12 protein-coding genes and 3 pseudogenes are annotated in these 15,766 nt (G+C 60.1%); 1 reads left to right on the forward strand and 14 read right to left on the reverse strand.

Features of this window, described 5'->3' with window-relative positions; translation table 11 throughout:
- Window positions 1-411: 411 nt before the first annotated feature.
- The 4 genes and pseudogenes from mukB to SOPEG_RS29730 form a co-directional block, all read right to left on the reverse strand.
- The gene (gene mukB / locus SOPEG_RS14300) at window positions 412-4,875 is read right to left on the reverse strand and encodes a chromosome partition protein MukB (RefSeq protein ID WP_025245848.1); all 4,464 of its coding nucleotides are present in this window, start codon (window positions 4,873-4,875) and stop codon (window positions 412-414) included.
- The gene (gene mukE, locus SOPEG_RS14305) at window positions 4,872-5,609 is read right to left on the reverse strand and encodes a chromosome partition protein MukE (protein ID WP_025245849.1); all 738 of its coding nucleotides are present in this window, start codon (window positions 5,607-5,609) and stop codon (window positions 4,872-4,874) included. The genes mukB and mukE overlap by 4 nt, the downstream gene beginning before the upstream one ends.
- Window positions 5,590-6,912, reverse strand: coding sequence for a chromosome partition protein MukF (mukF, locus tag SOPEG_RS14310; protein ID WP_025245850.1), 1,323 nt, complete (start codon window positions 6,910-6,912; stop codon window positions 5,590-5,592). Before mukF ends, mukE begins: the two co-directional genes overlap by 20 nt.
- Window positions 6,909-7,455 (reverse strand): annotated as a pseudogene (locus SOPEG_RS29730) (class I SAM-dependent methyltransferase); the annotation flags it as partial. The pseudogene SOPEG_RS29730 and the gene mukF, both read right to left, overlap by 4 nt.
- 191 nt (window positions 7,456-7,646) lie before the next feature.
- Here SOPEG_RS29730 and elyC point away from each other — a divergent pair.
- Window positions 7,647-8,360, forward strand: a pseudogene (gene elyC, locus SOPEG_RS14320) (envelope biogenesis factor ElyC); the annotation flags it as partial.
- Between the two features lie 54 nt (window positions 8,361-8,414).
- Here the strand turns inward: elyC and SOPEG_RS14325 are convergent.
- From SOPEG_RS14325 to SOPEG_RS29755, 10 genes and pseudogenes are all read right to left on the reverse strand, one after another.
- A pseudogene (locus SOPEG_RS14325) lies at window positions 8,415-9,299 on the reverse strand (YcbJ family phosphotransferase).
- Between the two features lie 165 nt (window positions 9,300-9,464).
- Window positions 9,465-10,220 (reverse strand): 3-deoxy-manno-octulosonate cytidylyltransferase, encoded by a 756-nt coding sequence (gene kdsB, locus SOPEG_RS14330; RefSeq protein ID WP_025245853.1) that lies wholly within the window; start codon window positions 10,218-10,220, stop codon window positions 9,465-9,467.
- Window positions 10,217-10,399, reverse strand: coding sequence for a protein YcaR (gene ycaR, locus SOPEG_RS14335; RefSeq protein WP_025245854.1), 183 nt, complete (start codon window positions 10,397-10,399; stop codon window positions 10,217-10,219). Before ycaR ends, kdsB begins: the two co-directional genes overlap by 4 nt.
- A 359-nt stretch (window positions 10,400-10,758) precedes the next feature.
- On the reverse strand, window positions 10,759-11,772 hold the full coding sequence (gene lpxK / locus SOPEG_RS14340) for a tetraacyldisaccharide 4'-kinase (RefSeq protein WP_025245855.1): 1,014 nt from the start codon (window positions 11,770-11,772) through the stop codon (window positions 10,759-10,761).
- On the reverse strand, window positions 11,769-13,517 hold the full coding sequence (msbA, locus tag SOPEG_RS14345) for a lipid A ABC transporter ATP-binding protein/permease MsbA (protein ID WP_025245856.1): 1,749 nt from the start codon (window positions 13,515-13,517) through the stop codon (window positions 11,769-11,771). The genes lpxK and msbA overlap by 4 nt, the downstream gene beginning before the upstream one ends.
- Before the next feature lie 36 nt (window positions 13,518-13,553).
- Window positions 13,554-13,955 carry a hypothetical protein gene (locus SOPEG_RS29735; protein ID WP_236851483.1) on the reverse strand — a complete coding sequence of 134 codons (402 nt, stop codon included), beginning with the start codon at window positions 13,953-13,955 and terminating at the stop codon, window positions 13,554-13,556.
- A 62-nt stretch (window positions 13,956-14,017) separates the two neighbouring features.
- On the reverse strand, window positions 14,018-14,212 hold the full coding sequence (locus SOPEG_RS30635) for an MBL fold metallo-hydrolase (RefSeq protein WP_335334099.1): 195 nt from the start codon (window positions 14,210-14,212) through the stop codon (window positions 14,018-14,020).
- Window positions 14,140-14,838, reverse strand: coding sequence for a ComEC/Rec2 family competence protein (locus tag SOPEG_RS29745; protein ID WP_417903418.1), 699 nt, complete (start codon window positions 14,836-14,838; stop codon window positions 14,140-14,142). The genes SOPEG_RS30635 and SOPEG_RS29745 overlap by 73 nt, the downstream gene beginning before the upstream one ends.
- Window positions 14,825-15,259 (reverse strand): ComEC/Rec2 family competence protein, encoded by a 435-nt coding sequence (locus SOPEG_RS29750; protein WP_025245860.1) that lies wholly within the window; start codon window positions 15,257-15,259, stop codon window positions 14,825-14,827. The genes SOPEG_RS29745 and SOPEG_RS29750 overlap by 14 nt, the downstream gene beginning before the upstream one ends.
- Window positions 15,260-15,334: 75 nt before the next feature.
- Window positions 15,335-15,613, reverse strand: a complete 279-nt coding sequence (locus SOPEG_RS29755) for a hypothetical protein (protein ID WP_236851486.1) — start codon at window positions 15,611-15,613, stop codon at window positions 15,335-15,337.
- Window positions 15,614-15,766: the final 153 nt, after the last annotated feature.

The following is a 15,766-nucleotide window of genomic DNA, read 5'->3' on the forward strand; positions in this document are numbered from 1 at the left end:
CGGCGGTAATGAAACGGGCGGGATGAAAAAGCGCGGCACTGCCAGCGCAAGACGGGCCGGCGCACTCCCCTCAGCCTGATGCAGCAATAAGCGGGACGCGCGCAGGAAATTACCGACCGTCGCACTGCTATAAAGGGCGCCATCGCGGCGGCGAAGGGCAAGGGTTAGGGCATGTTTTCGCGCGCACCGGGATGGCGAGCCTGTCGGCACACGCAATGACCACGTTCAATTGGCGTGGGCAACCGCTGCCCCTGTTCAAACGGCGTCGGCAACTGCTGCCCATGGACGGCCGATCTCGGCTAAACACCGCCATCAGCCGAAATGCGGCCGGGGGCTGAAATCTCGACCTACCGGCGGTCAGCCGGGCTCAAGCATCTCAGTCAATCGCTGGCCTACCCGCGGTCAAAAACCTCAGCCGGCCTGACTGTCGGTCTCGGTCAAGGCAGTCGACGGCGGCGCGGCCTGCTCGGCGCCAAAGCCGCGCAATCCAACCACGTGTACATGCTCTTGATTATTAAATACCTTACGCACCAATTTATAGGTAGTCCCTTTCTCCGGACTGATATTTTCCGGCGCGGCGATAATAAGCTGCATCTGCAAACGATCGCACAGTTCGAACAGCGTGGCGATGGATTTGGCATCCAGCCGCGCGGCTTCATCCAGGAACAACAGTCGGCACGGCGAGATATCTTTGCCGCGCAGCCGGCTGGACTCCTCTTCCCAGCTTTGCACCACCATCACCAGAATCGACATACCGGTACCGATGGCTTCGCCGGTGGACAACGCTCCACTCTCCGCGCGCAGCCAGCCGTCGGCGCCGCGGTTGACCTCCACTTCCATTTCCAGATAGTTGCGGTAATCCAGCAGTTCCTCACCGACGGTTTGCGGCGTGCGCTGCCCCATATCGATTTGCGGGTTCAGCCGCTGATACAGCTTGGCCAACGCTTCGGAAAACGTCAGGCGCTGACTGCTGAACAGGTCCTGATGCTGCTCTTGCTGCTCGCTTAACACATCTAACAGCGTCGCATGGGCCTCGCGCACGCTGACGTTCAGGCGCACGCTCTTCACCTGACCGAAACTGACCGCCTGCAACCCCTGATTGAGCAGGCGAATACGATTCTGCTCGCGCTGGATAGTTTTACGGATAATGTTGGCCACGCTTTTGGAACTGATGGCCAGTTTCTGCTCGCGGGCGGTCAACTCTTCCGTTAGGCAATTGAGCTCGATTTCCATCTGCTCAATGGCTTCCACCGGGTCGTCGGTGCGGATAATATCTTGACGAATACGCTCGCGCAGATGCTGGTAAACCGCAATAAAGAACTGGATCTTGCGCTCCGGCCGCTTGGGGTCTTCCGACAGCCGCAGCACATCACGCAGATGTTCGTTATCCGCCACCGCGAGGCGCAGCGCGCCCAGCGCTTTATCCGACATGGAGCGCAGATTCTCGGCTTCCATATAGGCCAGCTCGCGACGGTGCAGGCGGCGCTCCACGCCATTTTCCTTCACCAGGCGCAGCACCGCGCACCAGCCGGCCTTGGCGCTGACCACCTGTTCGCGGGTTTGATAATAATCACGCTCCAGCTTGCGCAATTTTTTTTGTAAAGCGTCCATTTCCGCTTCGCAGAACGTCAGCTGTTTTTCCAGCTGGTTGCGGCGACCGCGGTTCTGACTCAGGGCCATATGCAGCTGATCCCGGCGTTCGCGGGCGCGCGCTTCCGCATTGGCGTCGGCCTGCACCCCGATGTCGTGGAGCTCCTGCATCAATTCCTTGAGCATATCCTGCTTGGCTTCGTAAGAGCTTTTTAGCGACGCTTGTACCTGGCTGAACTGCGTAAGCTGAGCCTGGTGGGCGCGCAGCGCGTCACGCGCCTGGCTGCGCTCGGCCTCCGCGCGCTCCAGGCGCTGGCGCAGCTTATCGTTCAGATCGCTATTTTCGTTCAGCATGCCGGCAGAATCGGAATAGCTGAAGTGGGCGCGGCGCTGGACGACTTCTGTCAGGGCAAACGCCTGCTGCCGCGCCTGGCGCTGGGTTTGCTGCGCCTGTTCATAGTCGGCGCGCAATTGTTCGTGCTGCTCGGGGTCGCTTTGCAGCACCGCCGCCAGCGGCTCAAGTTGATCCAGCGCTTTTTGGTGCTGACTCAAATAACGCGCCGCCTCCTGCGCGTCCTGCCAGTCGGCCTGTACCGTCTCCAGCCGGTCCTGCAACTGGTCGTCCAGCAGGACACCGAGCCGGGGGATAAGCCGGTTGAGCAGTTGCAGCCCCTCACGCGCCTGATCGTATTGCTGCCGGCTTTGCCGATTCTGCCCGTGGTGGTCGCTAAGCTCACGCTCCAACTCGCCGCGCCGGGCGTTGAGCGCGCGCATGTCCGCTTCCGGATCCGCTTCGAACGCCACCGCCAGGTGAGCGCCGATAAAGCGGCTGAACGCCTGATGCTGACGCTGAATTTTTTGCACGTCGAACGAGAGCGTGGCGTAACGTTCCGCCAGTACATCGCGCTCGGCGGTGAGATTTTCCAACCGGCTTTCGCGCGCGGCGCGGCCGAAGAGCGGCACCGCGGGAAACCGCGAGTAGCGCCACTGACGGTCCGCCACTTTGACCAGTACCGCCTCCTGGAGCTCTTCCACGCCGAACACATTATCGTCGAACGACTGCAGATCCCCTTCAATTAAATAGAGGTCGTCCGGGCAATCCTCCAGACCGTCCAGCTGTTCGCGCACCCGCGACAGATCCGGTACCACAATCGCGTGGCGGGAGGGGCCATAGAGCGCCGAAAAATACGGCGCATCGTCAAGCGTAACGTCATCATAAATCTCCGAGAGCAGCACGCCGCCGAAACGTTCGGCCAGCGAGGTCAGGCGGCTATCCTCCGTGCCGCCCGGCTGGCTGAGACGTTCGATCTGCGCCTCGATACGCCGCTTGCGTCCCGCGACCTCGTCGCGTTCCACGGTGGTCTCCCGCTCGTGTTCCAGCAGGAGCTGCATGGTATCCGTCACCTGGCGGCTGCTGGTCAGCGCTTCGCCACTTTGCTCACTGAGCGCCGTCAGGGCATCCTGCGCCGCCAGCCAGGCCGGGACGCGCACGGTAAGTTCTTCGATGCGCGCGGTGGTCTGCTCCAGCGTCTGGCGCAGCGTCAGGCGGCGCTCGCCGGCCTCGGACACCGTCGCCGACAGCGTTTCGACCCGCGCCTCCAGTTCCTGCTGCACCGCGTCGAGGGCCTTGGCGGGATAATCCTGGCCCATACGCTGGCAAAATTCCTGCAGCAACCGTTCAGCGTCCTGCTGTTCGCGCAGCCGCTGCTCCAGCTCGTTAAGCTGACTGCGCAGCGCGTGCAGCCGCTCCGCCTGGTGGCTTTGCGCGGCGGCGTCACGGAGGAGCTCCCGGGCCGTCTGCCAGGCGTCGCGGCGGCTAACCTGCCCGGCGATTTTCACCACCAAGCCATAGGCCTGTTCAAAACGGCTGCTGGCCGCCTCGGCCATATTCATTTTTTGCTCAAGACTCAGCAGGTGCTCGGTCGCTTCCTGTTTGCGCTCCTTGAACATGTCCAGCGCCGGCGCGGCGTCTTCCCAGGTCAACGCCGGAAGCTGGCACAGCTCTCGGGCGCGGTCCAGCGCCTGTAGCGCCTGCTGATACTGGATGGCGCGAGTTTGCTGCACATCCAGCGCCTGCTGATAATCCGCCAGCTGGCTTTTCAGTTCATCCACCTCAAGCTCGGCCGCCTCCAGCCGCGCTTCGTTCTCCTGCTGCTGCTTGGCGGATTCGGCCACCACTTCATTTTGTTCTTCCAGGCGGAAGGTCAGCTCCTCCAAATCCTCCTGGTAACGGCCGATTTTTTCCTGCTGGCGCATCGCGGTCTGCACCAAATTCAGGTGATCGCTGGCGGCCTGGTAATCGGTTTCCAAATCTGATTCGCCGCCGCTGATTTCCGACAGCTCCCGGGCCATATCGACGTGGCGATACTGCTCGGAGGCCAGCTGCTTACAGCTGGCGTACAGGTCGCGGCGCAGCGTCAGGGCATCGTCCAGATGCAGGCGCCGTTCGTTGGCGTGGCGCATATAATCCGCCGCCACGTACGCGGTGGCTTCGGATATCAGATGCTTGAACAAATCTCTATCCGATTGCGTGACGCGAATGGCCTCCAGCGTCAGGCGATTTTCGCGCAGCGCCGCCTCCATGTCCTGAAACGCCTTACGCACGCCGCTGTTTTCCGGCAGCAAATAGTCGCGCAGCGACCGGGTGATCGCGCTGGAAATACCGCCGTACAGCGACGCCTCGATCAGGCGGTAGTATTTGCTGCGATCAGCGCTGGAGCGCAGCCGGCGCGGGACTACGCCAAGATCGAACATCAGCGAGTGATAGTAGGTAATGGAGTGGAACTGCTTGAACAGCACGCCTTCAATAGCTTCAACCCGCTCTTTAAGCTCTTGCAGCGGCAGCACGCGCGCCTGGCGATCGCCCACCGTCATCGTCAGGATCTCGGTGGGGGTTATTTTCACCGGCAGCCCCTGGATCATGAACGGCTTGATGTCCACTTTGCGATCGCGGCCGGCTATCTGCTGCAGGCGCACGCCGACCAGCACGCGCTGGTAGCGGGAGTTGACGACTTCTAGCGCCGAGTAGCACACCCCGGCGCGCAGCTTGCCGTGCAGCCCCTTATCGCGCGAGCCGCTGGTAGCGCCGGCTTCGGTGGTATTACGAAAATACAGTAAGGTTAAATCCGGGATCAAGGCGGTAATAAACGCCGCCATGGTGGTAGATTTACCCGCGCCGTTACCGCCGGACAGGGTGGTGACCAATGCATCCAGATCAAAAGTCCGGGCGAAAAAGCCGTTCCAGTTGACCAGCGTCAGTGAGCGGAATTTGCCGCGTTCAATCATGCCTGTTCATCCTCGTGGCCATCCGCGCTTTCGCCGGCAAGCGCCTCATTTTCATCGTTTTCATCCTGATCATCGCCGAGCGACAGGGCGTTCTCCAGCGGCATCGCCTCACCGTCGCGAATCATCCGCAGTTGCGCTTCGCGCGGATCATCGCCGGCGCGCACATCGGCACCAAAGCGGAAAACCGATTCCGTAATACGGAATTTGCTGGCGTCGTTGCCCATAAACCAGACCATACCCAGCCGGCGCAGGCGGTGAAGGGAGGCGCGCACTTTCTCCTGCAACTTTTGCCTGTCCAGATCTGAACCGGTGGAGCGCTGGTTCACCAGCTTCAGCAGTTTGTTCTCATCGGCCAGGCTCAACAGTTCATCGTACAGTTCCTGCTGGCTGAAGATGCCTTCATGGGCCAGTCTTTCAGGGCTCAGATACAAATAGCAGAGGATTTTGCCGACCATCATATCCAGCGCCGATAACACCGAGCGCGGTATCAAAGTGGTAGAACGCGGGCGCAGATAAAAGAACCCTTCCGGCGCGAGCAGCAGCTCCACATTGTAGCGGCGGTAGAAGCCCTCCAGTTCCTCCTGGAAATCCATCAGAAAGGCATGATTATCCAACTCTTCAATGCCGATATGACGGCCGGAGCGTAGCTGGCTGTCCAGGGCCGGAAATAACGGGTTGGACAGCGCTTTCGCCAGTTTTACCGGCAGACTTTCTTCAATACTCATCGATGACATGGGCCTGTACCTTAGCGCCAAAATCGTTGATTACCTGCCAGTGGGCGGGTAACCCTATAAAATCTGACCTGGCCACGCCCAGGCGCACCGCCTGGTCGACCACGATGCGCGCCACGTCGAAATGGCGTGAGCGCGGATAACGCGCCAGGTAATCGCGCATGACGGCGCCAAGGTCGAGCGGCAGCTGCTGCTGCTTGTACACCCCTAGCGCCTCGTCCACCAGCGCCGCAATCTGCTCGCGGATCTCGTTGAATTCTTCGTACTCCATATCCGGCGGCAACTCACCGGTCACCTCATCATTGCGCAGCGCCAGCTCTTCATCGCGCATGTCCATCAGCCGATCGGCGTCGGCGTAGGTCAGCGCCCAGGGGGCGTCAAAATAGTTCTGCACCGACTGGCGCAGGCGCTGGGCGAAGACGCGGTTCTTATCCATGTCGATGGCGGTGCGGATAAAGCGGTGTACGTGCCGGTCATAGCCAATCCACAGATCGATCGCCTGTTGGCCCCAACTAATAATCCGATCCAGCTTATTTTGCAGATCCAGCACCAGTTTATCGACGAATTGCAGTTCGTCATGGTTCAGGGTCGCATCCTGGATGCGCAGCAGGTTGGCCTGAAGCTTGTCCCCCGCCGCTTCCAGCGTGTCTTGCAGCTCGCGCAGAGTGCCGGAGGTTTCCGATAACAATAATTCGCAGTTGGAGATGGCGGCACGCCAGTCTTGATTAAGCAGCGCGGCAATATCCTGTTTCACCCCCTGCTGCTGTTCATCCATGATGCGCTGAGTCATATCGATACTGTCGAAAATTTCCGCCACCGAATATTTCAGCGGCGCAAACACATGCCGGTGCCAGTGAAATTCGTCGCCGTCTTCTTCCGCCGCGTCCGCCGCCCGTTTTAATTCTTGCGCCACAATGGACAGTTGGACCGACAGCCGCAGCGTGGAGAATTCGCGCTGGCGAATGTAATAATCGCTAATGCCGATACCGAGCGGCGTCAGGCGGTAAATGGCGTTCCCTTCCGCCAGCTCGCTGGTGAAACGGTTGAGCAGACGCTGACGCACCAGATCATTGATGGCGTTGTTGGCGCGTACGGTTACGGTTTCCTGAGTCTGTTCAAACCCTTCACTGACGTAACGGAACGCATCCACCAATTCCCCTTCGCTCATTTCACCATCCATGCGCTCGCTATTGAGCGTGGCGATGGCCAGCACAAAGGCCAGCCGGTCAATAGGCAGCGATAGTGAGAAATCATTCTTCCGGGCCCAGGCGACCAGGTCCGGTACAGTCTGGGAAAATTCACTCATAGTGCGTCCTTCAGGGTGGGTTTACGCGCCATCACGTGGATATAACGCCCCATACTTATAAATGGCTCCTGCCGACAATAGCGTTGTTCCATCGCCAGCAGTGCGATAAATTCATCCTGTTGTTGCTGTTTATTCTGCAGATAATCATGAAACACCCGCACGCCGCTTTTGCCTATATTGGCTGCAGTCCCATTTTTCCAACCAACGATACACGTCGTCGGGATCGCAAGGATGGTCGGGCATCAACGACCGTTTTTTCCTTTTCGGCATACCGGCCGCGCCAAAAGCCATATTGCCCAACAGCATGTTGCGCATCACCAGGCCGTGTTTATTGTAAAACATTAATGACAACGCGCCATCCCCGGCCAGGAACTGATTAAGTATTTGCAACAACGCTTCGGGCTGCATGACCCATTCCAGTACCGCATGACACAATATCAGATCGGCCGGCCTTTCCAAATGTGTTGCGATATCCTGTATCGCGCCGTGTACACAGCGAAAGCGCCGCTCCACCCCCAGCGCTATCGCCTGCTGTTGCGCGCGAATTTTTCGGCGATATCGTCGAAATTGCGATCCTGTATCATTAAAGACTCCGGTCGGCCACGGCGGGACAAGATGTTTTGTCGCCGGTGGACGCGAGGAGCCTATTTTGTCACAGGCTGACGTAGAATGAATCATTCCAGCGCCGGATTGCGGCTGGTTGATTACATTTCACTCAATCGGAGCGATACGCCATGCTATTTACCCTGAAAAAATTCATCGGCGGTCTGTTGTTACCGTTACCGCTGCTGCTGTTGGTGATGGGCGCCGGGCTGGTGTTGCTGGCGCTGAGCCAGCAGCCGGTTGCCGACCGCCTGCTGGCCCCGCTGGAGGCCCATTATCCCACGTGGCAGCCCCTCGGCGAAACCGTGAAGTGGATTGTGGTCCTGGGCGGGGGTTATACCTGGAATCCCCATTGGCCGCCCAGCGCCAATTTGATTAACAATAGCTTGCTACGCGTGACGGAAGGGATCCGTCAATGGCGCGCCCACCCTGGCGCGACGATGGTGTTTACCGGCGCCGCCGCGCCCGGCAATCCCGTCAGCAGCGCCGAGGCCGCCTCGCGCGTGGCGCAGAGTTTGGGAGTGCCGGCATCGGCCATTGTGGTGCTCGATAGCCCGCGGGACACCCGTCAGGAAACGGTAAGCGTCGCCATGCTGGTGGGGCAAGCGCCGCTGATGCTGGTCACCTCAGCCAATCATCTGCCGCGGGCGATGGGCTTTTTTACCGCCGCAGGGCTTAAGCCGCTGCCGGTGCCGGCAAATCAGCTCGCGATCGAGAGCCCCCTACAGCCGCAGGAAAAGATATTGCCCTCGCCGCTGTGGCTGGGCCACAGCGAGCGCGTCTGGTATGAAACCCTCGGCCAAGCCTGGCAACGGCTGCTGGGCATAGCGGATCGCCCTGGACGCCCATCGATGCTAAGCCCTTCGTGCTGCCAGCCTCGTGCGCCGCTGGCTTCCGCCTTAGTCCAGCCACGGGATCAGTTCGCGTCCCGCGCGCACGAACAGGTCGTGGTCCAACTGGCCGGTGTGAATATAGCGCGCCGCCGCCTCCCAGATGGCGTACAGCCAGCGTCGGCAAAGAAACGCCTCCGCCACCGGCGCGCGGCTGAGATAATGAAACAGTAGCGCTTCGCTCATTCCTTCGTCGCTCAGCCGCGAAAGGTCGTATTCCCGCGGTGCCCACAGCACCGTCCCCGGATTCAACATCGCCAACAGCTGGTCGCTGCGGGGATCCTTAAGCATACTGCGCAGCGACAGGTTGCCGTGTACCAGCACACACTCCTCGTTGAAGTCGTCAAAGAGCCGCGGCAAATACTGCCGGGTGCGGAACAGCAATACTCGATCGTCATGGGAAAGCAACGGCGCCGAGACTTTACTCAGGGTCGACCAAATTACCTCGATCCGCTGTGAATACCATGCAGGCCAGCGATTCTCCTGGGTACTGTCGACGGTCCCTACCAGGCCGTGGCTGTCGATGCGGTGCCAGGCGAGGATGCCATCGACGATCTGCTCCTGAAGCTGCTGCCAGCGTTCCGGCGTGCGGGTCGGCGCCTAGACCGGCAGCCGTTCCATTAAGAGCAGCTCTTTGTAGGGGGGATGTTGGGATAAAATCAGGCCATATACCGTCGGCAGCCGTATCTCGCCCTCCCGGGCCAGCATCGACAGCTTGTAGGCTTCCTGCTGGGCGATGCCCGGGCACAAATAGCTTTTCGCCACCAGGGAAAGCGCATGGCCCTCCCTGTCGTACATAGCATACAAGTGGGCATAAGGTTGCTCGCTGATGCGTTCAAGCCGGCTCAACAGCTCCCCTAAAACGGCGCTTAACTCAACGCGTAATTGTTCCATGACATCGCTAACCTTATGTTCGGCACAGGATTAGACCAGCGCACCGCGCGGCACAGCCAACATCATGGGGAGGAATGGCCTAAAAAACGTCGCGTTAGATCAAACAAAGGCGGGAAATCGGCGCGGAAATCTCGATTGGCCCCCGCGCCGTACAGCACGGGACGGTTACTCCAATTGCTGCTGCAACAAACGAACCTGCGCCAACTCTTCCGGCGTGTCTACGCCCATGCCGGGCGCCACGCTTGCTACCGCGACATGTATTTTCTCTCCATACCACAAGACGCGCAGCTGTTCGAGGATCTCAATCTTTTCCAGCGGGCTGGCCGACCAGCTGACATAGCGGCGGATAAAGTCGGCGCGGTAAGCATAAATACCAATATGACGCAGCAGACCGTGGGAGAGGTGCTCGCGGCGGCGGGCAAACCCTCCGCGATCCCAGGGGATCGTGGCGCGTGAGAAATAGAGCGCGTAACCGCGCGCATCCACCACCACTTTGACCGCGTTGGGGTTGAATGCCTCTTCCGTCGTGGTGATGGGGACCGCCAGCGTGGCCATACCGGCATCGGCGCCCGCCAGATTATTCGCCACCTGCCGAATGATTTGCGGCGGAATGAGCGGCTCGTCCCCCTGCACGTTGACGATTATCCGATCGTCGGCGAAGTCGTATCTGTCGATGACCTCCTGGAGCCGCTCGGTGCCGGACTGATGCTCGGGGCGGGTCAGGCACACTTCGCCGCCGGCCCGCTCTACCGCCTCGACCACGCCGACATGATCGGTGGCGACAATGACCCGATCAGCGCCGGAGGCTTGCGCCCGTTCCATGACGCGCACCACCATGGGTTTGCCGTTGATATCGGCCAGCGGCTTACCGGGCAGGCGGCTGGAGGCGAAACGGGCGGGAATAATGGCGATGAAACTCATGAATTGGTCTCGTCCAATGTGATGGCACGCGCTTCGCTCTCCAGCAGCACAGGGATACCGTCGCGCAAAGGGTAAGCCAGCGCATCGGACTTACAAATCAGTTCCTGTCGTTCTTTGTTGTAATAAAGTTTGCCGTTACAGACCGGGCAAGCGACGATTTCCAATAGGCGATGATCCATGATTCCTCCAAGGGGGCATGCCTGCGCAAAGGATGATGGTGCAGAGAATAGCATAAGCGGCACGGGGCCGGGAATCACCGCCGGCAATCGTTGTCGCTTATCGCAGCATTTGCTGATAATCGACATTTTTTTATGCAGATGTTATTGATATGTAGCCGGCGGAGGAGTAGTATTTTTGTGAAATGAATCACACTTTAAAACATTTATAAGACAGGCCTGTCATGAAAACGTTAAACAAAATCATTGCTCTGTTCGCTAATTTTAGCCGCTAAGCAATAGACCATCGCTTGGACGGCCCGGTTAACCCACGTTAGTCGGGCCGTTTGTTTCTCTGCTTTCAAGCACCGCGCCGTCGCGCGTTACGTTTTTGCGCCGTCGTCCGCAACTTTACGATAGCGCTGGATGGCCTGCTCAACCGGCGTCAGTAGACGTTGCTGCGCCCCCTTGGGCAGTTGCGCGTCGACCGGCAGATACCACCAATTCGCACGGGCGAAGGAGCGGCATTTGACCGCGTCCTTCTCGGTCATCAGCAACTGCTCATCCGGCACGGCCAGCGCGTCGAGCATTTGCTGCCGGTAGGCCTGATGATCGCCAAACGCCACCTCCCACACCGGCGTTACGCCGCCTGCGCGTACCGTGGCGAAAAAGCGCGGCGGATGTCCAATGCCGGCCATTGCCACCACCGGCGTCAAACCGGAAAGCGCGCGACGTTCACCCGTCAGCAAATTGACGGCCGCGCCGGCGACAAGCCGCATCGGCACCTCGCCAGGACGAGCGTCGCCGCCGTTGACGATGACCGCTTGCACCTGCTGTAGACGGTCGGCCCGTTCGCGCATAGGGCCCGCGGGCAGCCACCAGCCATTGCCGAACCGACGCTCGCCGTCGATAACCACCCACTCGATATCCCGCCCCAGCGCATAATGCTGCAAACCGTCGTCGGTCACTACCACATCCAGGGGCTGCGCGCGCAGCAGTGCCGCTACCGCTTCGGCGCGCCGGGGCGCCACCGCAACCGGCGCCCCGGTTCGCTGCCAGATTAACAACGGCTCGTCACCGCACTGCTCGCTGGTGGTGGTGGCGTCCAGCAGCAGCGGATACTGCGCCGCGCGCCCGCCGTAGCCGCGGGATACCACACCGACCCGCCAGCCGCGCGCTTGCAGTTGCGTCACCAGCCATAGCACCACCGGCGTTTTGCCGTTGCCGCCGGCGGTCAGGTTGCCCACCCCCACGATCGGCAGCGAAAAGCGATGAACTTTCCGCCAGCCGCGGCGATAGCTGTAACGGATTAGCGCCGTTACCAGGCCATACAGCCAGGAAAACGGCAGCAGCAGCAGATACAGCGGCGAGGCGCCGGACCAGATGCGGGCAATCATTGGCCGAACTGTAACCGGTGAAGCTGGGCGTAAACCCCCTGGCGCGATATCAGCTCCTCATGATTGCCGCGTTCGACGATCCGTCCCTCCACCACCACCAGAATTTCATCGGCTTTTTCGATGGTGGACAGGCGATGGGCGATGACCAGGGAGGTCCGATTCTTTTGCAGCGCATCCAGCGCTTTTTGGATTGCCCGCTCGGATTCGGTATCCAGCGCCGAGGTGGCTTCGTCGAGGATAAGTATCGGGCAATCGCGCAGCAGCGCGCGGGCGATGGCGATGCGCTGACGCTGGCCGCCGGAGAGCAAGACGCCGTTTTCGCCGATCACCGTGTCCAGGCCCATGTCCATTTTTTCGATGAAATCCATGGCGTAAGCCATGCGGGCAGCGTTCTCTACCTGCTCGCGGGAGTAAATTGCCTTGCGGGCATAAGCGATATTGTTGGCGATAGTATCGTTAAACAAATGTACGTTTTGGGAAACCAGCGCCATCTGGTTACGCAGCGAGGCGAGCTTATAGGCGCGCAAATCGGTACCATCGAGCAGGATCTGGCCCTGTTGGATATCGTAAAAACGCGTCAACAAATTAGCGATGGTCGATTTACCGGAGCCGGAGCGCCCCACTAACGCCACCGTATGCCCCGCCGGAATGCTTAGACTGATGTCGTGCAGCGAAGGCGTCTCTTTACCGGGATAGGAAAAGGTGACGTGTTCAAAGGCGATATCCCCTTTAACGCGCTCAACCTCCACCGTCCCCTCATCCTTTTCGGTTTCCATATCAAGAATGGAAAACAGCGTCTGGCAAGCGGCCATACCGCGCTGGAACTGGGCGTTGACGTTGGTCAGGGATTTCAGCGGGCGCATTAGGGCAATCATTGACGAAAACACGACGGTGATGGTCCCGGCGGTCAAGGTTTCCATCACCGACGGAAAGCTGGCGGCATACAGAACAAAGGCCAGCGCCAGGGAGGCGATAAACTGGATCAGCGGATCGGAGACCGAAGAGGCGGCCACCATTTTCATCCCCTGCTGGCGCATGCGGTTGCTGACGCTGTTGAAACGCTCGTTTTCCACCTTCTGGCCGCCAAAAATCAGCACTTCCTTATGCCCTTTGAGCATCTGCTCGGCGCTGGTGGTCACCTGCCCCATGGTGTTTTGCATTCTTTTACTAATCTGTCGGAACCGTTTTGACACCTGCCGGATGGCAAACGATACCACGGGCGCAATCACCACCAGGATCAGCGACAATTGCCAACTGTAATAGAACATCATCGCAAACAGGCCGATGATCGATGCCCCTTCACGAATCACGATAATCAGCGCGCCGGAGGAGGATGACGCTACCTGTTCGGAATCATAGGTAATGCGCGAAAGCAGGGTGCCGGTGGATTGCTGGTCGAAAAAAGACACTGGCATGTCCATCATGTGGTTAAACAGCCGGCGGCGCATGTTCATCACCACTTTGCCGGAAACCCAGGATACGCAATAGCTGGAGACAAAGCCGCTGACGCCGCGCAGCACCATCAGGCCAATCACCGCCAGCGGCATCCAGACCAGAATATTGCTGTTGGCTTTGCCAAATCCATCATCCAGCAGGGGTTTAAGCAGCGATAACATAAAGGTATCGCTGGCGGCATTGAGTATCAGGGCAATCGCCGCGACGATCAGACCTGTCTTGAAATGTGAAATCATCGGCCAAAGGCGACGGAAGGTCTGCCAGGTGGAGAGATCTTTATCGTTTAGCATTCATTTACCAGTGCCGGGACTAAATAGCCGCCTATTCTACCTATTTAGCGCGGCGACGCCAAACCACTGATGATACCATCGGCGGGAAATTTGACCGCGATAGGCCAGCACCTCAAACGACCGCGCATAAAAACGCACGCTCAGCTGGCCGCTTACCGCTGTATCGCGCCAGCAAATGCCCAGACGCCGGTAGCGCTGCACCACCGCCTCAGCCGGCAGACGCCAGGGACTGTAGCGCCCTGCCGAGGCTAGCGCCACCTGCGGCCGCACCGCCCGTAAAAAGGGGGCGGTGGAAGACGTTTTACTGCCGTGATGGGGCACCTGAAGGACCTCGGCGCGCAACGCGGGCCGATCCAGACGCAGCAACGCCCGTTCCGCCGGCGCTTCGATGTCGCCGGTGAGGAGGACACGGAAGCGGCCATCGTCTATCCGCAGCACGCAGGAATCGTTATTGCCGGCGCTGGCGGCCAGAGCACCTCAAAATGTAACCCCCGCCAGCGTCAGCGCTGCCCGCGCAGACATAAGCCGTGGCCGGGCGCGCGGAACGAACTGCTGACCGGTACCGCTTGCCAAACGCGCCGCACGCTGGCTAAACCGCCGATATGATCCTCATGGCTGTGGCTCAGGTAGATATGTTCCGGCGCCAGGCCATGTAAGGAAGGATTGCCGCCTTGCCCATATCGCCCTCGCGCCAGCCGGCGCCGGTGTCATACAGCAGCGTCTTGCCGTCGCACTCAATACTTACCGCCAGGCCGTGGCCCACATCCAGCATATCCAGCCGCCAGCGCGATTCGTCCGTTGCCGGCGGCCTGAGACTTTGCAGCATCAGCACGGCCAACACCACCATTGTCAGAGGATAAGCGCGCCACCAGCCGAATCGCCAGATGATAATGCCCAGCCAACCGGCGGCGCTGATGACCAGCCCCTGGCCCGACAGCGTTAACCACCCTTGCGCCAGCGGCGCAAGCGGCGCAAGCGGCGCCATCATGCCATCAAGCGACAGATCCGCCCAACGCCAGAGCTGAGCGCTCACCCCCTTAAGACCACCGGTGACGATAGCCGCCAAAATGAGCGGCGTGCTGATAAACGACACCAACGGCACCGCCCACAAATTGGCCCCCAGCGCCAGCGGATTACCGCCGTGGAACAGTAAACACTGCATCGGCAACAACAGCAGGGTCATGCCTCCCTGCAAATGCAGCCAGCGAATGCCGCACCAGCGCCAACCCCGCCGGCAGCGGGCCGGCAGCGGCGCCCACTGAAAGAAGAAAATCAGTGCCGCCATCGCGGTACAAGAAAGCCACAGACTATTGGAGAGCACCGTCAGCGGATCGGTGATGAGGATTAGCGATACGCACCACAATAAAATTTGCCATGGACTCAGCGTGACGCCCCGCAGGCGAACGATTAGTCCAAAGCGTCAGCGCCAGCAAGCCGCGCTGGGCGGGGAAATTCGCCCCGGATAGCGCCACATAGCCCGCGGCGCATACCCAGCAGAACAGCAGCGGCGCTCCCACGCCAATGGCGCGGGCCGGCCAGAAGAATTGCGCTCCCCGCGCCACCAGCCAGCCGAACAGCGCCGCCAGGCCGATATGCAGCCCTGAAATCGCCATGAGATGGGCGATGCCGGTGCGTGATAGCAACTGCCATTCACCGTCGCTGATTTCCTGGGTCGTGCCGAAGCCCAGTGCCAGCATCAGCGCCCGCAGCACCCTGCCCTGCAACGGCTGGTGATTGGCCATGGCCCAACGCTGACTATTGAATCCCCCTTGATTCATGCGCCCATGCACCGGCTGTAACGTCACCCGCAGCCGCCATTACTGCCCGGCACACCACCGCACCGGCGGCGCGCGCCAGCGCAGCGCCACCGGAGGAAATACCTGCTGGCCGTTGATGTGGCTGACGCGCACGACAATGCGGGCAGGAGCATTCTCGGCCGAGAGATTGAGGGTGGCCACGCGGGCTATCAAGGTCTGATTACCCTGGCTCCAGGCCGTGGTTTGCACCAGCAATAGCCGAGCGTGATGGCCGCTCCAGGCCAGCATCAGCACCCCCACCGCCAAATACTGCGCCGTGCGGCGGCCGGTCAAAAGCAACAGCCAGCCGGCAGCACAGCGCGCCCGCCGTCGGAAGTTGCGGCAAAAACAACAGCGGCACATTCCCCGCGATAACGGCCAGCGCCAGCGCGGTCATTGACAATGGCATCGACGGACCTGCCTCTTAACGGACGTGGTAAAGAAGACAGGCAG

Source organism: Candidatus Sodalis pierantonius str. SOPE, from assembly GCF_000517405.1.
Lineage (GTDB): Bacteria > Pseudomonadota > Gammaproteobacteria > Enterobacterales > Enterobacteriaceae > Sodalis_C > Sodalis_C pierantonii.